Consider the following 21,953-nt stretch of genomic DNA (forward strand, 5'->3'; position numbering starts at 1 on the left):
ACATTAACCAGCCACCAACCCCGCCCTCGCCTGCAAACTCAAATGAGCTTTCTCGCCGGGGGCCAGGGTCTGGTTATGCGTGCCGCCACTGGTGGACTCCACGCACACAAAACCCATCACTTCATTCCAGCTCACGCCCAGCAATGGCCGCTTGCCCGGATGCCAGACCACCGTGTTGGCCTTGACTCCCGTGTCGATACTCAACGCTCTCTGCCAGGCGTGATCGTTGAGCTGCATTTCGCCGTCATGCTGGAACACCCGCTGGCAACCGCCTTCCACCCGCAGCTCGCCCTTCTGCTGACAAACCTCACGGTTCAACTGATCGTAGCCCTGCACACCGTCCAGACCGGACAGCGCTACCTCCGCGACATCACCAATACGCCAGTAAGCGCGTAATGCTTGGCTGACCTGGCACGGCTCATCGTCCTGATGTTCGGTACTCAGGCGCAGCTCCATTTCTTCACCCAGACGTGCATGCAAATCGACCTGCCAATCGCACAGCTGCAAACGCCAGTGCAGGGTCACACCCTCTTCATCGGTGCTGCTGTCGAGCAGCTTCCAGTCGATCAACCGCGCCCAACCATGGGATGGCCACGCGTTTTCACTGGGATGGCGGCCATACCAAGGCCAGCAAATAGGGACCCCACCGCGTATGGCACCCACTTGTGGCCATTTGGCTGCGCACCACAACCACGGCTTTTGCCCGGTTGGTTGGAAGTGCAGCAATTGCGCGCCCTGACGGCTGAATACGGCCTGGCAATGTGGGTGATCGATCACCAGTACGTCGCGTTGCTGAAAACGCTCCCACTGAAAAATCGGCTGTTCGCGTTTGGATTTGAAGAAACGGTGAAGCGGATGCTCATGCATGTGCCGCAGTCCTGAAAATCATACGCCGAGGTGTGCAGCCCCGAAAAAAAAACGGATAGCCAAGGCTATCCGCTGGAAAAGCAAGGAGCTTAGCGCAAGAACCCTAGAACACCGACTGAATTTTCAGTCCTGCTACCAATGCGTTATCTACCTGGTCCACACCACCCGGGTGAGTGATGTATTGCAGGTTTGGACGCACGGTAAGCCAGTTGGTCACGTGGAAGCCGTAGTTGATTTCGTAGTTGTACTCGGTAGAGCGCAATGGCGAGTACAGCGGATCGCTGTAGTCGGTGGCGCCAATGGCCGCGTTGGCCAGCTCGGCGTTTTTCTTCACCTCGTCGTTGACATGGATACGGGCAAAACCGATACCTACGTCATCTTTTGGACGCGCATCGAACGGGCCCTTGTACACGAACATCAGCGACTGGTAGTTGTCGACGATGTTGGTGTCCTTGTCGTGGAAGGTGGCATTGGCAGCAATGTTCAGGCCGCGGGAAGCATCACCGTTATGGGTGGTGAGTTGCTGCTGCGCAACAAACCAGTAGCCGCTTTTGCTGTTGCGAACGCGGTAGCTCTGGCCGGTGGTTGCGGCGTCATTGCCATTGATGTCTTCGCGCAGGTCATCGGCCGGCGCGGTGCTTTTGTAGTAACCGACACGGTATTCACCCGGCAGGCTGTTGACCTTCGGCGACCAGACCAGTTCGACCGGCAGGACGGTGCCCTTGGTGCCGCTGCCGCTGAGCTTGAAGCCATTGCCGTGTTCAAGCTGCGACGGATTCTGGTTGTACGCGCCGATCTGCGCATAGAACTCGGGCGAAATATTATATTTCACACGCAGTGCAGCCTGGCTAACCGGCCAGTTGTACCAGATGTTGGTGGCCCAGTTACCGACCTGGGAGCCGCAGAACGCCAGGTTCTGGAATTCGCACGGGAAGGTGTTGAAGTCTTCGCCTTCACCGAAGTAACCGGCCTTGACGTCCAGTTTGCCGTCGAGGAACTGGTGCTGAATCCACAATTGGGTCAAGCGCACCATATGGCCACGGCCGTAGACTTCCTGGGAGGAACTCAGAGTGCCGGCACGCGGGTCGCCGACACGGTCATTGGAGATGTTCTGGCCATTACGGTTGGTGAGTTGGATCTTGGCCTGGGTGTTATCCCAGCCCCACAGTTTCTGCAGGTCCAAAGCCACGCCCAGACCGAACTGGTCGCTGTAGCGCGCAGTCTTGTCGTCGTTGTAACCGCCATGCAGGTTGGCACCGACTTCACCGACGTAATCGGCCTTGATGTCGATGCCCTGTTCAATCAGTTTGGTCCGTTCACCGCCCCAGTCGCCGGTCATCCATTTCGAGTCGGCGCTGAACGCTTCGTCGGCGTAGACACTGCTTGCACCCAGGCTTAGCGCGATAATTGCCGATAGCTGGCAGGCCAGACGGGTGCGGGTCATTCTGTTAGTCATCCCTTAATCCTCGTTGTTTTCTTATTGGCATTGTTTAACGCGGCACAACTCAAGGAGGCCTGGTCACAGGCTCCCTGTTCCGACTTAACGACCCTTGAATTGCGCCACGTTATCTGCCCGGCCGTGGGTCTGAGGCGAACTCATCGCTCCCAGACGCTCGCCCGTATTCGCATCAAACAGTAGCACTTTGGCCGGATCGAACTGCAAATTGAGGCTCTGCCCCACTAGCGGCGCATCATCAGGGGCCATTCGGCAGCAGACCTTGCTCCCGTTCAGGTTCACAAAAACCAGGGTGTCAGGGCCTGTGGGCTCGATGACCTGCGCTTCAGCACGAATCGTTGGCAAGCCATTGGGCTCGGCGGGTGCCAACACAATCTGCTCGGCGCGAATGCCCACAATCACATCACGATCCTCCAACCCGGCGTCCTGCATGCCCAGCGGCAACTCGCAGCGTGCCTGCCCGCTGTCGAGCAGGGCCAGCAACCGTCCTTCGCGACGCTGCAGGCGCAGGGGGATGAAGTTCATCGGTGGCGAACCAATAAAGCTGGCCACAAACAGGTTGGCCGGGTCGTTGTAGATCTGCTTGGGTGTACCGAACTGCTGGATGATCCCGTCTTTCATCACGGCCACTTTGTCGCCCAGGGTCATGGCTTCAATCTGGTCATGGGTGACGTAAACGGTGGTGGTTTTCAGGCGTTGATGCATCAACTTCATTTCAGTGCGCATTTCGACCCGCAGCTTGGCGTCGAGGTTGGACAGCGGCTCGTCAAACAGGTAAATCTTCGGCCGCCGCGCCAGTGCCCGCCCCATCGCCACGCGCTGTTGCTGACCACCCGACAACTGACCAGGCTTGCGGGTCAGCAGGTGCTCGATTTGCAGCAGCTTGGCAACCCGTGCGACTTCTTCTTCAATCGCCTCCGCGCTCATTTTGCGGATCTTGAGACCGAAGGCGATGTTGTCGCGCACGTTCATTGTCGGATACAGCGCGTAGGACTGAAATACCATGGCGATATCACGGTCCTTGGGGCTCATGCCGCTGATGTCGGCATCGTCCACCAGAATCGCCCCGCCACTGATGGTCTCAAGACCGGCAATGCAGTTCATCAGGGTCGACTTACCGCAGCCCGAAGGCCCCACCAGAATCAGAAATTCGCCATCGTTGATTTTCAGTTCAATGTTTTTCAGCGTGTCGGGCAAACCCTTGCCGTAGGATTTATTCACGTTACGTAATTCGAGAGTAGCCATGCCTTACCCCTTGACCGCGCCGGACGTCAGCCCGCGCAGAAAATACTTGCCCGCAAAAATGTAGACCAGCAGCGTCGGCAGCCCCGCGATCATGGCCGCAGCCATATCAACGTTGTATTCCTTGGCGCCGGTGCTGGTATTGACCAGGTTGTTCAGCGCCACCGTAATCGGCTGCGCATCCCCACTGGCAAACACCACACCAAACAGAAAGTCGTTCCAGATTTGAGTGAATTGCCAGATCAGACAGACCATCACGATCGGCACCGACATCGGCAGCAGAATCCGCCCGAAAATAGTGAAAAAGCCCGCCCCATCAAGCCGCGCAGCCTTGACCAGGGCATCCGGGATGCTCACGTAGTAGTTGCGGAAAAACAGCGTGGTAAAGGCCAGGCCGTAAACCACGTGCACCAGCACCAGGCCGGTGGTGGTGTTGGCCAGGCCCAGCTTGCCAATGGTGAACGAGGCCGGCAGCAACACGGTTTGAAATGGCAGGAAGCAGCCAAACAGCAGCAGGCCAAAGAACAGTTGCGAACCGCGAAAGCGCCACATCGACAGGACGTAACCGTTCATGGCCCCGATAAAGGTCGAGATCAATACCGCAGGGACGGTGATTTTCACCGAGTTCCAGAAGTACCCGCCCACCGTGTCCCAGGCCTTGATCCAGCCAATACCGTCAATTACTTGCGGCCAGCTCAGCAGGTTGCCGGTGCGGATATCTTCAGGGCTTTTGAAGCTGGTAAGCAGCATCACCACCAGCGGGATCAAGTAGATCGCGGCAGCTAGAATCAAGGTGGCGTAAATCGCCAGGCGGCTGAAGCTCAATCGTGGTGCCCCGATCCCGCTCGTCATATTAGTCATGGCGTTTATTCCTCAGTTCGGAATACAGGTACGGCACGAGGATGGCCAGAATCGCCCCCAGCATCATTATCGCACTGGCAGAACCGACACCCATTTGCCCACGGCTGAAAGTGAAGGAATACATGAACATCGCGGGTAAATCCGAGGAGTAGCCCGGGCCACCGGCGGTCATCGCCGACACCAGGTCGAAGCTCTTGATCGCAATGTGCGCAAGGATCATGAAAGCGCTGAAAAACACCGGGCGCAGGCTTGGCAACACGATGCGCAGGTAGATGGTCGGCAGGCTCGCACCGTCGACCTGGGCGGCACGAATGATCGACTGATCGACCCCGCGCAGACCGGCCAGAAACATCGCCATCACAAACCCGGAAGCCTGCCATACCGCCGCGATCACCAGGCAGTACACCACCCGATCCTGATCCAGCAGCCAGTCAAAACGAAAGCCTTCCCACCCCCAGTCGCGCAGCATTTTGTCCAGCCCAAGGCCGGGATTGAGCAGCCACTTCCAGGCCGTACCGGTGACGATCATCGACAGCGCCATCGGGTACAGATAAATCGTGCGGATAAAGCCTTCCTTGCGAATCCGCTGGTCGAGCAGAATCGCCAGGAACACGCCGATGACCAGGCTGATGGCGATAAACATCCCGCCAAATACCGCCAGGTTTTTACTGGCGACCCACCAGCGGTCGTTTTCCATCAAGCGTGCGTATTGCTGCAAGCCCACCCATTTGTAGCTGGGCATAAAACTGGAGTTGGTGAACGAAAGCACAAACGTCCACAAAATGTAGCCATAAAAGCCAACCAACACGATCAGCATGCTCGGCGCCAAAACCAGCTTGGGCAACCAGCGTTGCAGCGCATCAAAGGGCGAGGCCTTGCTGAACACAGCCACGGAACTCATCGAAATACTCCCGAGAGGGTATGCCGGCATCCGCAAACGCAGATGCCGCACAACCTGGGGTCATGGGGTGCCACGCCTGAGCGTGGCAGGTCAGAGCAACGAATTACTGCGCAGACTTGATCGCGGAGTAGAGCTTTTTGCCAGCAGTGGCTGGATCCGCATTCTTGTCACTCATGAAGTTGCTCACGGTGTCAAAAATCGCGCCTTGCACCGCCAGCGAAGTGGCCATGTTGTGCGCCATGCTTGGCAACTGGCTGTTGGACTTGCCCGCTTCGGCGAAGTCTTTGGCTGACGCCTGGCCACAGCTGTCGAACTTGCTCATGTCCAGATCGTTGCGTACCGGAATCGAGCCTTTGTTCTGATTGAACACGTACTGGAATTCAGGTTCGAGGGCGATTTTGGCCACATCGTTTTGCGCTGCGATATTGCCTGGCGTGTTGTTTTTGGCAGACAGTTTGAACATCGCCAGCGAATCGATGTTGTAAGTGAAGCTGCCCTTGGTGCCGGGGAAAGGCACGCATTCATAGTCTGTGCCAGCCTTCTTACCCGCAGCAGCCCACTCGCTCTTCGCCCAGTCACCCATGATCTGCATACCGGCTTTGCCGTTGATCACCTTGGCCGCTTCCAGGTTCCAATCCTGGCCGGTGCCATCCGGATCCATATAGCTCTGCAGTTTTTTCAGGTTGGTGAAGACTTCGGCCATTTGCGGGCCGGTCAAGGTTTTTTGATCAAGATCAATGAAGGCTTTTTTATAACCGTCAGGCCCCATGACGCTCAGCACCAGGTCTTCAAAAACCGTGCTGTCCTGCCAAGGTTGGCCACCGTGGGCCAGAGGTATAAAGCCCGCGGCCTTGAGCTTGTCGCCTGCGGCATAGAGCTCTTCAAGGGTGGTTGGCGCTTTGTCGATGCCGGCTTTTTTGAACACTTCGGGGTTGATCCACAACCAGTTCACCCGGTGAATATTCACCGGTACAGCCACGTAATGGCCGTTGTATTTCATGGTGTCGGATACGGTTTTGGACAGCAGCGCGTCCCAGTTATTAGTCTTGGACACCTCATCGAGGTTGGTCAGCAAACCGAGGGCGCCCCAGTCCTGCAAGTCAGGGCCTTTGATTTGTGCAGCTGACGGCGGGTTGCCTGACACGGCGCGGGTTTTAAGCACGGTCATGGCCGCTGCGCCACCACCACCGGCCACAGCGCTGTCCTGCCAGGTGTAACCGTCTTTTTCGATCAGCTTTTTAAGAACACCAACCGCCTTGGCTTCACCACCGGACGTCCACCAATGCACGACTTCAACCGTACCTTTGGAATCGGCAGGGGTGCTGGCATAGGTATTCAGGGGGAATAGAGTGGCAAGCGAAATGACAACGGCGAGGCGACTGAATGAATTCATGACTGATCCTTTCTTGTTGTTATAGCTGTGCAAGTCTTTTGCTTGCGCTGCCAAAGAGTGTATCCATCACTACCCGCCCCCGCGTAACGAAGAGACGCGCATATGTCACAACCTTGTGACACAGAGGTTTGGGCTATTTTCGATGCTGAAGGTTTTACGACAATGTCTGACACTGGGTTCCTGTAAGCCACCAAGCTGGGCCCACAACCGAAGTAAGGCATTTTCCGCATTACATGTAGGACGCATCCCGAAGTCGTTTTCCCACGTTGTACCAGCAAAAAACTTCAGCGAGTCTGCTGCACATCGTCACGATTAAAGAACGGATGCCGGTCCCCATCAGGAGATGTGACTTATGCCAAGCCCACGCGCAACGACCCGTAATCACTGTTTCATTTACCCGCTTGAATACCCGGACGGTCGCGCCTACGCCTGGAAACTGGACATTCAGCGCTCCGGCAAGATGCATCTGCACCTCTTCGACTTTGCCGAGTACGGAGGGGAAGCTGCAGCATTGGACGCGGCCGAAAACTTGCGCAACCAACTGGTGCTGAAAATGCCCCAGGCCTTCACTTATGAGAGCCGCCAACGCCTGATGCCGCACAACACCAGCGGGCACCCCGGGGTTTACCGGGTTCTGTCCAACCACATCGATTACTGGCGCGCGACGACGCGTATTCACGGTTACAACCTGAGCAAGAGCTTTCGCGTTGATCGTTATGGCGATGACGAGGCCAAGCGGCTGGCACTGCAAGAGCGCCAGCGGCAATTAAGCCTGTGCAACGAGCCCTATGACGTGGCCATGGAAAAACTGCAGCAGCACTTCAGCCAGACCAGCAGGCGCGTGCGCGAAAACCGTATCAACGCTGCGATGAATAGCCCCCGCCGACCTGAAGCCATTATCGAAAAGGCTTCAGCATCCAACCTGGAAGTCTTGTTGCCCATCAGTGCCGAGCAGGCGAGCCTATCGATCAGTCGCCATTTCGCGGCAAGTACAAAGTAACCCGCAGGCCGCCGACGCGCAGGTTCTGCAAACTGACTTCACCGCCGTGGCTGTGGGCGATGCTGCGTGCGATACCCAGCCCCAGCCCGTAGCCCTGCTGCTGCCCGGCCAGGCGAAAGTGAGGCTCAAACACTTGCTCAAGCCGCTGTTCGGGAACGCCCGGCCCTTCATCGTCAACGGTCAGCACAAAAGCGTTTTCATTGTCATCAATACGCAAGTGCGCGTTTTTACCGTACTTGAGTGCGTTATCGATCAGGTTGCCCATGCAGCGCCGCAAAGCCAGCGGTTTGCCCGAATACGGCCAGAGGGCCCTCCCCTGTAACGTCACACGGCCATTTCCCTGCGGGAGCAAATAAGGCTCGATCAAGCAATCGAGCAGGTGATTCAAGTCCACTGCCTCGATATTTTCGTGAATATCAGTGTCTTTCACACATTGCAGCGCGCCTTTGACCAGCATCTCCAGCTCATCCAGATCGCGACCGAACTTGTGTTGCAGTTGCTCGTCGTCCAGCAGCTCAACGCGCAGGCGCAGGCGGGTAATGGGCGTGCGCAAATCATGGGAGATGGCACTGAACAATTGACTGCGCTCGGTCAAGTAACGACTGATACGCGCGCGCATGGTGTTCAAGGCACGCCCCACCTCGACCACTTCGCTGCCACCGCCCACCTCGACCGGTTTGACCTCATCCTCGCCCAGCGACATATCGCGGGCAGCCCGGGCCAGACGCTTGAGCGGGCGACTTTGCCAGTGCACCAGCAGCCCGATAAACAACAATAAAAAAATGCTGCTGAGGACGATAAACCACACCTGCAATGCCGGTAGGCCCTCTTCTTCAAGGCTGGTGTAGGGCTGGGGCAACAGGGACGCGATGTACAGCCATTCACCCGGCACCATCTGAATTTGCGTCACCAGCACCGGCGGATTGACCGGTTCCAGGGTCAACGCAAAATGCGCCCAGGAACGTGGCAGCTCATCGAGCTTGAGACCGGCATTGAAAATACGTAAATCCTGCGGGCTGACAAACCTTACCGACATGTCGACGTTGGGCCCTACCGACTCGCGCAACACCTGATCCACCGCATCCAGCACCGCCTGCTTGCGCTGGGTCGGCGGCAACACTTGCATGTCCAAAGGCTTGTCATTGAGGCTGACGACAAAACGTGTACCGCCCATGCTGCGCAATTGATCCAGTACCAGCGGGCGATAGGCCAATGGCAAGGAGCGCAGGTAGGTCACGGTCGCGTTCATCGAGTGCGCCATGCTGCGTGCACTGTTGACCAGGCCTTCAAGTTGTGTGGTACGCAACTGCGACAACCAGATAGCACTGGACAGGGTTTGTGCCAGCAAAATGGCGAGCAAGGTCAGCAGCAACATGCGGCCCAGCAATGAGCGGGGCAAATGCCATTTGCGCAGGAATTTAAAGGTCATTGCCGAACGAGACCTGAGCCGCCAACTGATAACCACTACCGCGGATGGTGCGGATCAACCGCGGTGGTTTGTCGGTGTCGCGCAAGCGTTGGCGCAAGCGACTGACCGCCATGTCGACGATCCGGTCCAGCGGCATCAGGTCCCGCCCACGGGTAGCGTTGCCGATGGTGTCACGGTCGAGAATCTGCTGCGGGTTATCCAGAAACAACTTGAGCAAGGCGAAATCAGCCCCTGACAGGATTACCTCTTCGCCATCGGAATGAAACAGTCGATGGGTCACGGTGTTCAGTCGCCAGTCTTCAAAGGCCAGGACTTCGTTGCCCGAACTCGTATTGGCAAATTGCGCCCTGCGCAATAACGCCTTGATCCGCGCCAGCAGCTCGCGGGGGCTGAAGGGTTTACCCAGATAATCGTCGGCGCCCAGTTCAAGGCCAATGATCCGGTCCGCCTCGTCAGAGCTGGCGGTCAGCATAATGATCGGAATCTGGGCAAAACGTGGATGTTGACGCACCCAACGGCACAAACTGAAGCCATCTTCGTCGGGCAGCATGACATCAAGGATCAACAGATCGCTGGCCGCCGCATCCAGCGCTTCGCGAAACCCCGCACCATCGCCCACGGTGCGCACCTGAAAACCGGCGCGAGTGAGATAGAGATCAAGCAGTTCTCGGATTTCCTGGTCATCATCGACCAGCAAAATGGATTTGCCGGGTATGGTCACTGTGGTGTTCCTTATTTTTATTGGTAACCGCTGCCGCAGGCTGCGATGGCTTTGAAGGGCCTTCGGCCCTTATCGCAGCCTGCGGCAGCGGCTACAAGGTTTACGCGTTTTAGCCAAACGCTTGCTGCAACGCCACTCCCGCACCGATCAAACCAGGGTACGGTGCCGTCACCAACCACACCGGGATGCCCTTCAGGTAATCACTCATACATCCCTTGTCGGCGAAGCTGCGGGCAAAGCCGCTGGCCAGGAAGATATCGGCAAAACGCGGAATCACACCGCCCACGATATACACCCCGCCACGCCCGCCGATGGTCAGAACATTGTTGCCCGCCACACGTCCCAGCCAGCAACTGAAGTGCTCCAGCACCTGCAGCGCCACCGGATCCCCTTCCAGCGCAGCGGCGGTGATCGCACGGTCGCTGTCCAGCACCGGGGTATGACCATCCACTGCACAAATCGCCCGATAGACCCGCGGCAAACCGCTGCCGCTCAAAATGCTTTCAGCACTCACATGGCCAATTTCGTTGTAGATGTGTTGCCACAACTGCACTTCACGCGGGTTGCTCATGGGCAGGTCAACGTGGCCGCCCTCCCCCGGCAAGGCCATCCACTGCGCCTCGCCAAGATTGAGCAGGGTGCCCACGCCCAACCCGGTTCCAGGCCCGATAACCACCGATGGCCGCGTCGAGTCTGCAATACCCGGGCAAACCTGGCGCACGTCATCCGGTTGCAGGCGAGTCATGCCCAGGGCCATCGCACTGAAGTCATTGATCAGCAGCAGGTTGTCGACTTGTAACGCTTGGCAGAACCCCGAGCGGCTCAAGCGCCAATGGTTGTTGGTAAAGCGAAACTCATCGCCACTCACGGGACCGGCGACTGACAAACACACCGAACCTACAGAGCCCAGAGCCAGGTTCAGGTCGTGCAGATAAAGCTTGATGGCGTCTTGCGGGCAGGCAAAATCTGCCGTGGCCAGCACGCGGACCGAATGCAGCTGGTCGTTTTCCCACAGCGCAAACCGTGCATTTGTGCCGCCAATGTCACCGACCAGTGCGAGCTTCATTTCAAATTTTCCAGAGACGAGGTAAAGGTGCTCGCGCCCTGCTCGGCCGAACTGAAGGCCTGACGCATAAACGCAAACAACTCACGCCCGGTGCCGACGGCATTATCCAGAGTGCCGATGGCCGGGGTGCGCGCCGCGAATTCTGCCTCATCCACCAGCAGTTGCAATGTGCCTTTGACGCCATCGACACGAATCATGTCGCCGTCCTGCACTCGCGCCAGGGCGCCGCCAATCGAAGCCTCGGGGCTGACATGAATCGCTGCCGGGATTTTGCCCGATGCGCCTGACATCCGCCCGTCAGTAATCAGCGCCACCTTGAAGCCCCGATCCTGCAGCACACCGAGGAACGGCGTCATTTTGTGCAGCTCGGGCATGCCATTGGAACGCGGGCCCTGAAAACGCATCACGGCGACAAAATCGTGTTCCAGTTCGCCCGCCTTGAATGCATCGGCCAGTTGCTGCTGATCCTGGAACACGCGGGCCGGGGCTTCGACGATTTGATGCTCCGGCGCGACCGCCGAGACTTTCATCACCCCTCGGCCCAGATTACCTTCCATCACCCGCAACCCGCCCTCGGACGAGAATGCACGGGCAACCGGGCGCAGGATCGCCTCATCGAGGCTTTCAATCGGGCCTTCGCGCCAAACCAGTTCGCCATCCACCAGGAACGGTTCACGGGTGTAACGGCTCAGGCCATAACCCGCCACGGTGTTGACGTTTTCGTGGAGCAGACCGGCTTCGAGCAGTTCTCGAATCAGGAACGCCATACCGCCCGCGGCCTGGAAGTGGTTGATATCGGCTTTGCCGTTTGGATAGACGTGGGACAGGGTCGGCACCACCTCGGACAGGTCGGCCATGTCCTGCCAGGTCAATTGAATGCCCGCTGCCATGGCAATCGCCGGCATATGCAAGGTGTGGTTGGTCGAACCGCCGGTAGCGTGCAGCGCGACGATGGAGTTCACCAGCGAGCGCTCGTCAACGATTTCGCCCAATGGCATGAAGTCACCATTTTGCTTGGTCAGACGGGTAACCTGGTGAGCGGCTTCGCGGGTCAGCGCATCACGCAATGGCGTGTAGGGATTGACGAAAGAGGCACCCGGCAAATGCAGGCCCATCACTTCCATCAACAACTGGTTGGTGTTGGCGGTGCCGTAAAACGTACAGGTTCCAGGGCTGTGGTAGGACTTCATTTCCGACTCCAGCAGCTCCTCGCGGCTGGCCTTGCCTTCAGCGTAACGCTGACGCACGTCGGCTTTTTCCTTGTTGGAAATCCCCGATGGCATCGGCCCACCCGGTACAAAAATGGTCGGCAGATGCCCGAAGCGCAGTGCGCCCATCAGCAGGCCCGGCACGATCTTGTCGCAAATCCCCAGCATCAGCGCCGCATCGAACATGTTGTGCGACAGCGCCACGGCCGTCGACAACGCGATCACTTCGCGGCTCAGCAAGCTGAGCTCCATGCCCGCCTCGCCTTGGGTCACGCCATCACACATGGCAGGCGTGCCACCAGCGAACTGACCCACCGAGCCAATTTCGCGCAACGCTTTTTTGATTTGTTCAGGAAAGTGTTCGTAAGGCTGATGCGCCGACAGCATGTCGTTATATGACGAAACTATTGCAACGTTGGCAGCGTTCATCATCCGCAGGCTGTTTTTATCTTCTGTGCCGCACCCGGCCACACCATGGGCAAAGTTGGCACATTGCAGCTTGCCGCGTTGCGGACCGTCACTGGCGGCGCCGCGAATAAGTGTCAGGTACGCCTCACGGGTGGCACGACTACGGGCAATAAGACGCTCGGTGACTTCAAGAACGCGGGGATGCATGTGTTGAACTCCAGGCTAACGGATGTGGCGACCTGTACGTGTCCTATGCTGATCGAAGGGTGCAGACACACGACTTCAATCATTCGGACCCGTTGATTCAGGTCACTCGTTGTAGATAAAACAAAATATTGCCACTTAAATGGCTTGTTTTCTATTTTTATGCGAATAATCTTGTAATTCCAACAACAAATCGATGGCAGGCGCTTTCCATGACTCTACGAATCGCAATCAATGGTTTTGGCCGGATCGGCCGGAACGTCCTGCGCGCACTGTATACCCAAGGTTACCGCCAGGACCTGCAGATCGTCGCCATCAACGATCTGGGTGACAGTTCGATCAACGCTCATCTGCTCAAGTACGACACCGTTCACGGCACGTTCGACGCCAGCGTCGAGCATGATCAGGAGAGCCTGACCGTCAATGGCGACCGCATTAGCGTGTCAGCCATTCGGAACCCGGCTGAACTGCCGTGGGCGGCGCTGAAAATTGACGTGGTGTTTGAATGCACAGGTTTGTTCACCGATCGCAGTAAAGCCGAGGCGCATATTATCGCCGGTGCCCGTAAAGTGATTATCTCTGCACCAGGTAAAAATGCCGATGCGACTGTGGTCTACGGTGTTAACCACGACATTCTGCGCCAATCCCATCAAATTATTTCCAATGCGTCCTGCACCACCAACTGCCTGGCACCGGTGGCGCAAATCCTGCACCGCGAGTTCGGCATTGAAAACGGCCTGATGACCACCATCCACGCCTACACCAATGACCAGAACCTGACCGACGTTTATCACTCTGACCCGTACCGTGCACGCTCGGCTACCCAGAACATGATCCCGAGCAAAACCGGCGCCGCCGAAGCTGTGGGCCTGGTATTGCCAGAGCTGGCCGGCAAGCTGACCGGCATGGCCGTGCGGGTTCCGGTGATCAACGTGTCGCTGGTCGACCTGACCATCGAGCTCAAACGTGAAACCACCGCGGCTGAAGTCAATGCGCTGTTTAAAGAGGCCAGCCAGCACTCCAAGGTACTGGGTTACAACAGCCTGCCGCTGGTATCGAGCGATTTCAATCACAACCCTCTGTCGTCCATTTTCGACGCCAATCACACCAAAGTAAGCGGCAAGCTGCTTAAGGTTCTGGCCTGGTACGACAATGAGTGGGGTTTCTCCAACCGCATGCTCGATAACTGCCTGGCGCTGTACAACGCGGAGTAACGCGATGATCGGTATCAGCTTCACCACGGCCACCTTGGCGGCGCGCAAGCGCATCGCCCTGGTGGCCCATGATCACTGCAAAGGCTTTTTGCTGGAGTGGGCCGAGCGCCATAAAGAGGAACTCGGCCAGCATGACCTGTGTGCCACTGGCACTACCGGCCTGCTGTTGAGCCAGCGTCTTGGGCTGCCGATCGAAAGCATGATCAGCGGACCTTTGGGCGGCGATCAACAGCTTGGCGCACGGATTGCCGAACAGCGGATCGATATGCTGGTGTTTTTCTGGGACCCGTTCGAACCTCAGCCCCACGACCCGGACATCAAGGCCCTGCTGCGAGTGGCTGCAGTATGGAACATTCCGGTGGCCTGCAATGAATGCAGCGCGGACTACCTGCTCAGCAGCCCATTGATGAGCCAGGCCCACGAACACCGCATCCCGGATTACAGTGCGTATTTGAAAGGACGGGCGTAAGTCTGGGCACCTATTGTGTAGCAGCTGCCGAGGCACGAGGCTGCGTTCGGCTGCGAAGCAATCGTAAAATCATAGTGTTCGGTGGGTCAGGAAAACCGTGCATTCAGGGTTTACGGTCGCTTCGCAACCGAACGCAGCCTTCGGCAGTTGCTACAGGATAATTACACCTTTTTAAAACATCACTTGACCAACAGCACGGATGATAAGCATTATCATTCGCTCAAAATCGGTCGGGTAGCACAGTGAGCCAGTCCCACTTCAATCAAGTCTTCCTTACCCAACGGGTAACCTTGCTGCGCACTCTGGAGCGGATGGTCAACAACCACAGCACCGCCGAGGACCTGCTGCAAGAGACCTACTTGCGCGTAACCCGGGCCTTGAGCGAGCGCTCCGTCGAGCACCTTGAACCCTTTGTCTTCCAGACCGCACGCAACCTGGCGCTTGATCACCTGCGCGCCCGCCGTATTCAGTCACGCACCGTGGTCGAAGATGTGCCACTGGAAGTCATCGAAGGCGTCGCCTCCACCCACAGCACCCCGGAAGAAGCCCATCAAGCCGCGCAACTACTGGAGCGTTTGAGTGTGAGCCTGAGCCAGCTAAGTGCGCGTCAACAACGGATTTTCATCCTCAGCCGCCTGCATGGCTGCAGTTATCAAGAAATTGCCGAAGAACTTGACGTGTCACTGAGCACCGTTCAAAAGGAACTCAAATTGATCATGGCAATCTGCATCGGGGTAGCCGACAGACTTGAACGCCCTTAACCTTAAGCGGTGATGCCTGTAAGAACGCTCTGAAACTGCCAAGGAACATCCGTGACGGACACTCACAAATCTGCCGTGCCTGAACTGGCGCAAGACGTGCTGCAAGACAGCGCCATGGATCAGGCACTGGACTGGCTGATTACCCTTGAGTGTGCGAGCGACGAACAGCAAACCGCCTTCGAAAACTGGCTGAATGCCGACCCGGCCCATGCCCGGGCCTTTGCCAGGGCCAACGCGATATGGAATGGAGAGCCGGTGCTGGCCGCCGCGCAAACCCTGCAGACCCATCGCACACCCAGCCTGCTGCGACGCATCGGGCGGCATTGGAAACACTTGGCAACCGCAGCGGTGGTAATTATCAGCGTGGGCAGTTACAGCAATGTGCCCTTGCGCCTGCAAGCCGATCATTTGACCGTGATCGGCGAGCGCCAGCGTCTGCAACTCGAAGATGGCTCCAAAGTACTGCTTAACACCAATTCCGCGTTCTCCAGCAAGGTGGTCAACGCCCAAGGCAGCGCTCGCCTGTACCAGGGTGAGGCGTATTTTGAGATCCCGGCCAATCTGGAATTCCCGCTGGTGCTCGATGCCGGCCCCGTACGCGTGAGTGTGCGCGACACCGACTTCGCCGTGAGTTACCTCAATGGCGAAGCCCAAGTACGAGTGCAGCGCGGCGATGTGGACTTGCGGGTGAGCAGTGCCGGTACGCAAATGCGCCTGTCTGCCGGCAACAGCGTCAGCATTGGCCCCAACGGTTTCAGCAAGACCGCCAAACTTAACCCCCAGACCGACCTGGCCTGGGTTCAAGGACGCCTGGTGTTTGAGAACTGCCCCATGGGCAAAGTGCTGGACGAAGTACGGCGCTACTACCCCGGCTGGATCGTCAACAACAACGACAAACTGGCCAGCGTCGCCGTGACCGGTAACTACCGGCTCGATCAGCCGCTGGACATCCTGCGCTCGCTGGCTCACATCACTTCCAGTAACATCTCGGAATTCCCGGCGCTGGTCATTCTCAATTAAATGTTTGAGATGCTTCTGTGGGAGCGAGCCTGCTCGCGAAGGTCGCAAACGATAGCGCGCTTTCGCGAGCAGTCTCGCTCCCACAGTTGAGGTCACAGGGACCTTGAGTAACTAGCATCACAATTAAATGTAGGTTTTTTTACTCGATAGCCGTAGGCCATTCGTCTCGTTGTAGTCAATGCAACTGATTCGCATTTTGAATCAGCTTCGCAACTATAAGATTCGTTCACCTCGGAGCGCTATCAATGCCCACTCGTTTCAACAGCCGGCCCTCATCCAACGTCCGCACAGGCGGTTTGCAGCAATGCACATTGTCGTTGTTGACCGCTGCCATAATTTTGGCTGGCGTACAGGCGGCTCCAGTCCTGGCGGCAACCGATGAGCAGCCGGCTACGCGTTACGTGGGTAACTACAAGTTTGCAATCACGCAACAGCCACTGGCCTCTGCCCTGAACGATTTCAGTACAGTCACCGGCTGGCAGGTCGGCCTGCCGGCTGAGCTGGCGCAGAACGTTTCTTCACCCGGCGTACGCGGTTCGCTGTCCCCGGAAAAAGCTCTGGAGCGTTTGCTGATCGGTACCAACCTGGGCTACCGCAAACTGAGCAACAACAATATCGTGCTGGAAAAGCGCAGCGGCACCACCGGCACCCTGGCCCTGCAACAAGTGACCATTAGCGCCACCCGCCAGGAGCAGGATGTGAACTCGGTGCCCAGCACCGTCAGCGTCCATGACCGCCAGGATATGGACCGCAATAACGTCAATACCATCAAAGACCTGGTGCGGTATGAGCCGGGTGTTTCGGTAGGTGGTGCCGGTCAGCGTGGTGGTATCAGTAACTACAACATCCGCGGCATCGATGGCGACCGGATTCTGACCCAGGTCGATGGCGTAGAAATCCCCAACTCGTTCTTCAACGGCCCTTACGCCAAGACCCAGCGCAACTATGTCGACCCGGAAGTCATCAAGCGCGTCGAAATCCTGCGTGGTCCGGCGTCAGTGCTGTACGGCAGCAACGCCATCGGCGGCGCCGTCAGCTACTTCACCCTGGACCCGGATGACATTATCAAGCCAGGCCAGGATGTCGGTGCCCGCCTTAAAACAGGTTACAGCTCGGCCGATCGCAGTTGGCTGAAATCAGGCACCGTGGCCGGGCGCTCCGGCGAATTCGACGGCCTGCTGCACCTGAGCCAGCGTGAAGGTCACGAAACCGAATCCTATGGCGATCACGGCGGCACCGGCCTGTCCCGCACTGCGGCCAACCCCGAAGACGTGAAAACCACCAACGTACTGGCCAAGGCAGGCTGGAACTACAACGATGATGATCGTCTTGGCTTCACTTATGAGAAGTACAAGGACCGTGTCAGCGTCAATGAAAAAAGTGCCGTCGGCGGCCCCTACAACGCGGGTCAGCCTCTGGGCATGTACCTCTCGCGCAATGGCAAGGACACCATCAGCCGTGAGCGTTTCGGCCTGGAAAACAGCATGGTGCTCGACACCCTGCTGGCCGACCACTTCAAGTGGAGTCTGAACTATCAGATCGCCAAGACCGACCAGGACACCCTGGAAGACTACTTCCCTTTCAGCCGTCATGTGATGCGTTCACGTAACACCACCTACGAAGAAAAGTCGTGGGTACTGGATGCCCAAGCAGACAAGGCTTTCCATATTGCCGACACAGATCACTTGCTGACCTACGGCGCCACCGTCAAGCATCAGAAAGTCACCGGTTCGCGCAGCGGCTCGGGCACTTGCCTGGCCATTGGTTCGGGTTGCACCGCTGTTGGCGCCGACAGCCCGAAAGACTATCTGGTCAAATCCAGCGATTTCCCGGACCCGACCATCAACACCTATAGCCTGTTCGCCCAGGATCAGATCAGCTGGAACAACTGGACCTTTATGCCGGGCATGCGTTACGACTACACCAAGCTGACGCCGCACATCACTCAAGAGTTCCTGAACACCGTTAACCCTAAAAATCTGGACACGGTCAGCGACAAGGAAAAGGTCTGGCATCGCCTGTCGCCCAAGCTAGGCGTGACCTATGCGTTCAACGACAACTACACCTGGTACGGCCAATATGCCGAAGGCTTCCGTACACCGACCGCCAAATCACTGTATGGCCGCTTTGATAACCTTCAGGCAGGCTACTCGGTAGAGCCAAACCCGGACCTGGAACCGGAAAAAAGCAAAAGCTACGAGACCGGCTTGCGCGGCAACTTTGACGCTGGATCATTCGACGTTGCGGTTTTCTATAACAAGTACCGCGACTTCATCAATGAAGACGCCATCACTCCTGGCTATGACGACCTCAAGTTCCGGGCCAACAATATCAAGCACGCCACCATCAAGGGTGCAGAAGTGAAAGGTCGCTTGAATCTGGACGCCTTCGGCGCGCCTCAAGGCCTGTACACCCGTGGCTCGGTGGCCTATGCCCACGGCCGCAATGACGACACCGGCCAGCCAATCAACAGCGTCAACCCGCTGACCGCCGTCATGGGCCTGGGCTACGAGCAACAAAACTACGGTGGTCTGGTGAGCTGGACCCTGGTCAAGAACAAGGATCAGGTAGACGACACCAGCTTCTTCTCACCGGACGGCACCAGCAAACAATTCAAGTCGCCGGGCTATGGCGTGCTCGACCTGACCGGTTTCTACAAGGTCACCAAGGACGTCACCGTCAACGCTGGCCTGTACAACCTGACCGACAAAAAATACTGGAACTGGGATGACGTGCGCGGCTACGACAGCGTGGGGGAAGCAGGTGTGCTGAACCCGGCCAATATGGAGCGTTTGACCGCTCCAGGCCGCAACTTCGCAATCAATCTGGTCTGGGATATCTGACCTCAAAGCTCACCGCGCAGGCTTTTGCTCTGCGCAGTGAGGATTTTTTACTGTGATGCGTCTTCCTGATCGTCTAGTTACAAAGCGCATCTCATTCTCAAGGATATATTCATGACCGCTCCTGAATCCGCAGCACGTCCTGCCTTGCGTTCGCAACGTCTGAACCAGATCACCAACGAGCCGCATCAAAAGCTCGACACACTGGTCAAGGCGCACAAGCCGTTTGAAGAAGTGGCCAATTTCGCCCGCTTTGTCGTGGCCCAGTACCTGTTCCAGTCGGAACTCAAGACGCTGTATACCGACCCGGCCCTGAAAGAGATCGTGCCCGACTTGCCAGAGCGCTGCCGCGCCGAGCAAGCCAAGGCCGACCTGGCTGACCTCAACACCGAAGTGCCGGCCCCGGTTGCCGGTGCGGTCAACTCGCCAAGCAAGGCCGAAGCACTGGGCTGGATCTTCGTTTCCGAAGGCTCCAAGTTAGGCGCTGCGTTCTTGATCAAGCGTGCCGTGGGCCTGGGCCTGAGCGACACCTTTGGTGCCCGCCACTTGGGCGAGCCTGCTGGTGGCCGTGCCGAAGGCTGGAAAAGCTTTATCAAGACCCTTGACGGTCTGAAACTGACCGCTGAAGAAGAAACCGATCTGGACAAAGGTGCAGTAGCGGCTTTTGAGCGTTTCACCGTATTACTGGAACACGCCTACGCTGCTCAGCCAGAACTGGCTTAAGCTGACAGGCCCGGTCAGCGCTGGCTGACCGGGAGTCCTTTTATGCGTCTTGAGCTTATGACCCGCCAAAGCCAATCCTCGTCGAAAATCACTCGCATTCTGTTCGGCTTGCTGGCCTACGTGAGCCTTGGCATTGGCCTGATCGCCATTGTGATTCCTGGCCTGCCAACTACCGAATTCATTTTGCTCGCTGCCTGGGCCGCGACCAAAAGCTCCCCGCGCCTGAGTGCCTGGCTCGAAAATCACCGTTTGTTTGGCCCGATCCTGACTAACTGGCGCAACGGCAAAATCATCCAGCGCAAGGCCAAGGTCAGCGCCACCATCAGCATGCTGCTGTGTGCAGGGTTGATGCTGTATGTGCTCGACCACCAATGGCCGGTCTTCCTCGCCATTGCCGGCATGAGCATGGGCAACCTGTGGATCTGGTCACGGCCGGAGCGCTTACCTGTTGCAACTGCAAAACACCTGTAGCCGCTGCCGCAGGAACGAGGCTGCGTACGGCGACGTAGTCGTCGTAAAACATGAATCCCGTTTTTACCTGACACAACCAAATTGCCTGACTTTACGACGGCTTCGCCGCCGGACGCAGCCTGGCAGGCTCGGCAGCTGCTACAAAATAATCACAAGCTTATAAAACCGCCATAGAGCGCATACGCCGCCCCCAGTGCAGTCATCAGCACCGCCGCAAAAATCACCTTCTCCCATGTTTTGAACAGAGGTTCATTCTGTTCACGCTTGGCCTTGGCAAAAAAGAAAATCCCCGGGGCATACAGCAACGCCGACAGCAACAGATACTTGGGGCCCGCCGCATACAGCAACCACATCGCATAGATCAGCGCGACAGCCCCCACCGCCAGGTCCTTGATGCGCCGACGACCCGCCCGTTCGTAAGTCTCGCCCCTTATGCACAACAGCACCGCATAGGCGGCCGACCACAGGTAAGGCACCAGAATCATCGACGAGGCCAGGTAGATCAGGCTGGTATAGGTGCCGGCAGACACCAGGGTGATAATCAAAAAAATCTGGATCATCGAGTTGGTCAGCCACAAGGCGTTGACCGGTACATGGTTGGCGTTTTCCTTTTTCAAAAACGCCGGCATGGTTTTATCCCTTGCCGTGGCATACAGAATTTCTGCACACAGCAACGCCCACGACAACAGCGCCCCCAGCAACGAAATCGCCAAGCCGATACTGATTAGAATCGCCCCCCACTCCCCCACCACATGCTTGAGTACACCGGCCATCGACGGGTTCTGCAGCTTCGCCAGCTCCGGTTGGCTCATGATGCCCAGCGACAGCACGTTGACCAGCACCAGCAACGCCAGCACGCCGAGAAAACCGATGACGGTGGCCTTGCCCACATCCGAACGTCTTTCGGCCCGCCCCGAGTACACACTGGCGCCTTCGATGCCAATAAACACAAACACCGTGACCAGCATCATGTTGCGCACCTGGTCCATCACACTGCCCAGGCTCGGGGTCTCGGCCCCCCAAAAATCCCGGGTAAAAATATCCGCTTTAAATGCCACACCAGCCAACACGATAAACATCACGATCGGCACGATTTTGGCGACGGTGGTCAACTGGTTGATGAACGCTGCCTCCTTGATCCCGCGCAGCACCAAAAAGTGCACACCCCACAACAGCAGCGACGCACAACCGATGGCAATCGGCGTGTTGCCTTGCCCGAACATCGGGAAAAAATAGCCCAGGGTACTGAACAGCAACACGAAGTAGCCGACGTTGCCCATCCAGGCGCTGATCCAGTAACCCCAGGCGGACGAAAAACCCATGTAATCGCCGAAACCGGCCTTGGCGTAGGCATACACCCCCGAGTCGAGTTCCGGCTTGCGATTGGCAAGGGTCTGAAACACAAAGGCCAGCGCCAGCATGCCCACCGCAGTGACCGCCCAGCCGATCAACACGGCACCGCCCGCTGCACGCTCGGCGATATTTTGTGGCAGCGAAAAAATCCCGCCGCCAATCATCGAGCCAACCACCAACGCGATCAGGGCGTTTAGCCGGAGCTTCTGTGTCTGTTGCGACATCGCCACCTCTGCTGCTGTTGATTTAAAACTCAGGGCTATAAAGCTACAGCCGCTCACCGACTAAATATATGAACTAACCGAACGTTTAATAGGGTTGCGCAATAAGCCGGCCATTCTTAATT

The 21,953-nt window shown here is 57.4% G+C and carries 19 protein-coding genes; 8 read left to right on the plus strand and 11 right to left on the minus strand.

Annotated elements, in window-relative coordinates; translation table 11 throughout:
• Nucleotides 1-3: 3 nt before the first annotated feature.
• The 6 genes from N7D90_RS18535 to N7D90_RS18560 all read right to left on the minus strand — a co-directional run bounded on the left by N7D90_RS18535 (nt 4) and on the right by N7D90_RS18560 (nt 6,720).
• Complete coding sequence (locus N7D90_RS18535) at nt 4-867, minus strand: D-hexose-6-phosphate mutarotase (RefSeq protein ID WP_261739361.1); 864 nt, start codon at nt 865-867, stop codon at nt 4-6.
• Nucleotides 868-970: 103 nt separating this feature from the next.
• Entirely contained in the window at nt 971-2,323 is a 1,353-nt protein-coding gene (locus N7D90_RS18540; RefSeq protein ID WP_261739362.1) for a carbohydrate porin, read from the minus strand.
• A gap of 84 nt (nt 2,324-2,407) precedes the next feature.
• Complete coding sequence (locus N7D90_RS18545; protein WP_261739363.1) at nt 2,408-3,568, minus strand: ABC transporter ATP-binding protein; 1,161 nt, start codon at nt 3,566-3,568, stop codon at nt 2,408-2,410.
• 3 nt (nt 3,569-3,571) lie between these two features.
• A complete protein-coding gene (locus N7D90_RS18550) occupies nt 3,572-4,417 on the minus strand; it encodes a carbohydrate ABC transporter permease (protein ID WP_261742480.1) in 846 nt (281 codons plus the stop codon).
• A gap of 1 nt (nt 4,418) precedes the next feature.
• Nucleotides 4,419-5,327, minus strand: a complete 909-nt coding sequence (locus N7D90_RS18555) for a carbohydrate ABC transporter permease (RefSeq protein ID WP_261739364.1) — start codon at nt 5,325-5,327, stop codon at nt 4,419-4,421.
• Between the two features lie 103 nt (nt 5,328-5,430).
• Nucleotides 5,431-6,720: an ABC transporter substrate-binding protein gene (locus N7D90_RS18560; RefSeq protein WP_261739365.1), complete on the minus strand. Its 1,290-nt coding sequence runs from the start codon at nt 6,718-6,720 to the stop codon at nt 5,431-5,433.
• Nucleotides 6,721-7,072: 352 nt separating this feature from the next.
• Between N7D90_RS18560 and N7D90_RS18565 the strand changes: the two genes are divergently transcribed.
• On the plus strand, nt 7,073-7,720 hold the full coding sequence (locus tag N7D90_RS18565) for an AP2 domain-containing protein (protein WP_261739366.1): 648 nt from the start codon (nt 7,073-7,075) through the stop codon (nt 7,718-7,720).
• Here N7D90_RS18565 and N7D90_RS18570 read toward each other — a convergent pair.
• The 4 genes from N7D90_RS18570 to edd form a co-directional block, all read right to left on the minus strand.
• Nucleotides 7,689-9,149 carry a HAMP domain-containing sensor histidine kinase gene (locus tag N7D90_RS18570; protein WP_315968124.1) on the minus strand — a complete coding sequence of 487 codons (1,461 nt, stop codon included), beginning with the start codon at nt 9,147-9,149 and terminating at the stop codon, nt 7,689-7,691. The genes N7D90_RS18565 and N7D90_RS18570 overlap by 32 nt on opposite strands.
• Nucleotides 9,139-9,870: a response regulator gene (locus N7D90_RS18575; RefSeq protein ID WP_261739367.1), complete on the minus strand. Its 732-nt coding sequence runs from the start codon at nt 9,868-9,870 to the stop codon at nt 9,139-9,141. The genes N7D90_RS18570 and N7D90_RS18575 overlap by 11 nt, the downstream gene beginning before the upstream one ends.
• Nucleotides 9,871-9,979: 109 nt before the next feature.
• Nucleotides 9,980-10,936 carry a glucokinase gene (locus tag N7D90_RS18580; protein WP_261739368.1) on the minus strand — a complete coding sequence of 319 codons (957 nt, stop codon included), beginning with the start codon at nt 10,934-10,936 and terminating at the stop codon, nt 9,980-9,982.
• A complete protein-coding gene (gene edd / locus N7D90_RS18585; protein WP_261739369.1) occupies nt 10,933-12,759 on the minus strand; it encodes a phosphogluconate dehydratase in 1,827 nt (608 codons plus the stop codon). Before edd ends, N7D90_RS18580 begins: the two co-directional genes overlap by 4 nt.
• Nucleotides 12,760-12,968: 209 nt before the next feature.
• On the opposite strand from edd, the gene gap reads away from it, so the two are divergent.
• From gap to N7D90_RS18620, 7 genes are all read left to right on the plus strand, one after another.
• Nucleotides 12,969-13,970, plus strand: coding sequence for a type I glyceraldehyde-3-phosphate dehydrogenase (gene gap / locus N7D90_RS18590; protein WP_261739370.1), 1,002 nt, complete (start codon nt 12,969-12,971; stop codon nt 13,968-13,970).
• A gap of 4 nt (nt 13,971-13,974) precedes the next feature.
• Nucleotides 13,975-14,439 carry a methylglyoxal synthase gene (locus N7D90_RS18595; protein ID WP_261739371.1) on the plus strand — a complete coding sequence of 155 codons (465 nt, stop codon included), beginning with the start codon at nt 13,975-13,977 and terminating at the stop codon, nt 14,437-14,439.
• A 242-nt stretch (nt 14,440-14,681) separates the two neighbouring features.
• A complete protein-coding gene (locus tag N7D90_RS18600; RefSeq protein WP_261739372.1) occupies nt 14,682-15,200 on the plus strand; it encodes an RNA polymerase sigma factor in 519 nt (172 codons plus the stop codon).
• A 51-nt stretch (nt 15,201-15,251) separates the two neighbouring features.
• Nucleotides 15,252-16,220, plus strand: coding sequence for a FecR family protein (locus tag N7D90_RS18605; RefSeq protein ID WP_261739373.1), 969 nt, complete (start codon nt 15,252-15,254; stop codon nt 16,218-16,220).
• A 245-nt stretch (nt 16,221-16,465) separates the two neighbouring features.
• The gene (locus tag N7D90_RS18610; RefSeq protein ID WP_261739374.1) at nt 16,466-19,063 is read left to right on the plus strand and encodes a TonB-dependent receptor; all 2,598 of its coding nucleotides are present in this window, start codon (nt 16,466-16,468) and stop codon (nt 19,061-19,063) included.
• Nucleotides 19,064-19,174: 111 nt separating this feature from the next.
• Nucleotides 19,175-19,783, plus strand: a complete 609-nt coding sequence (locus tag N7D90_RS18615; protein ID WP_261739375.1) for a biliverdin-producing heme oxygenase — start codon at nt 19,175-19,177, stop codon at nt 19,781-19,783.
• A 57-nt stretch (nt 19,784-19,840) separates the two neighbouring features.
• Nucleotides 19,841-20,254: a YbaN family protein gene (locus N7D90_RS18620; RefSeq protein WP_261742482.1), complete on the plus strand. Its 414-nt coding sequence runs from the start codon at nt 19,841-19,843 to the stop codon at nt 20,252-20,254.
• A 149-nt stretch (nt 20,255-20,403) separates the two neighbouring features.
• Here the strand turns inward: N7D90_RS18620 and arcD are convergent, their stop codons facing one another.
• A complete protein-coding gene (gene arcD, locus N7D90_RS18625; protein ID WP_261739376.1) occupies nt 20,404-21,831 on the minus strand; it encodes an arginine-ornithine antiporter in 1,428 nt (475 codons plus the stop codon).
• Nucleotides 21,832-21,953: the final 122 nt, after the last annotated feature.

This window comes from Pseudomonas fragi (assembly GCF_025426255.1).
GTDB lineage: Bacteria > Pseudomonadota > Gammaproteobacteria > Pseudomonadales > Pseudomonadaceae > Aquipseudomonas > Aquipseudomonas kulmbachensis.

Bases quoted from the DNA above. Each gene is read 5' to 3' on its own strand.
- N7D90_RS18545 (WP_261739363.1), bottom strand. From the start codon at position 3,568: ATGGCTACTCTCGAATTACGTAACGTGAATAAATCCTACGGCAAGGGT.
- edd (WP_261739369.1), bottom strand. From the start codon at position 12,759: ATGCATCCCCGCGTTCTTGAAGTCACCGAGCGTCTTATTGCCCGTAGT.
- N7D90_RS18615 (WP_261739375.1), top strand. From the start codon at position 19,175: ATGACCGCTCCTGAATCCGCAGCACGTCCTGCCTTGCGTTCGCAACGT.
- arcD (WP_261739376.1), bottom strand. From the start codon at position 21,831: ATGTCGCAACAGACACAGAAGCTCCGGCTAAACGCCCTGATCGCGTTG.
- N7D90_RS18580 (WP_261739368.1), bottom strand. From the start codon at position 10,936: ATGAAGCTCGCACTGGTCGGTGACATTGGCGGCACAAATGCACGGTTT.
- N7D90_RS18560 (WP_261739365.1), bottom strand. From the start codon at position 6,720: ATGAATTCATTCAGTCGCCTCGCCGTTGTCATTTCGCTTGCCACTCTA.
- N7D90_RS18595 (WP_261739371.1), top strand. From the start codon at position 13,975: ATGATCGGTATCAGCTTCACCACGGCCACCTTGGCGGCGCGCAAGCGC.
- N7D90_RS18610 (WP_261739374.1), top strand. From the start codon at position 16,466: ATGCCCACTCGTTTCAACAGCCGGCCCTCATCCAACGTCCGCACAGGC.
- N7D90_RS18570 (WP_315968124.1), bottom strand. From the start codon at position 9,149: ATGACCTTTAAATTCCTGCGCAAATGGCATTTGCCCCGCTCATTGCTG.
- N7D90_RS18540 (WP_261739362.1), bottom strand. From the start codon at position 2,323: ATGACTAACAGAATGACCCGCACCCGTCTGGCCTGCCAGCTATCGGCA.
- N7D90_RS18620 (WP_261742482.1), top strand. From the start codon at position 19,841: ATGACCCGCCAAAGCCAATCCTCGTCGAAAATCACTCGCATTCTGTTC.
- N7D90_RS18555 (WP_261739364.1), bottom strand. From the start codon at position 5,327: ATGAGTTCCGTGGCTGTGTTCAGCAAGGCCTCGCCCTTTGATGCGCTG.
- N7D90_RS18535 (WP_261739361.1), bottom strand. From the start codon at position 867: ATGCATGAGCATCCGCTTCACCGTTTCTTCAAATCCAAACGCGAACAG.
- N7D90_RS18565 (WP_261739366.1), top strand. From the start codon at position 7,073: ATGCCAAGCCCACGCGCAACGACCCGTAATCACTGTTTCATTTACCCG.
- N7D90_RS18550 (WP_261742480.1), bottom strand. From the start codon at position 4,417: ATGACGAGCGGGATCGGGGCACCACGATTGAGCTTCAGCCGCCTGGCG.
- gap (WP_261739370.1), top strand. From the start codon at position 12,969: ATGACTCTACGAATCGCAATCAATGGTTTTGGCCGGATCGGCCGGAAC.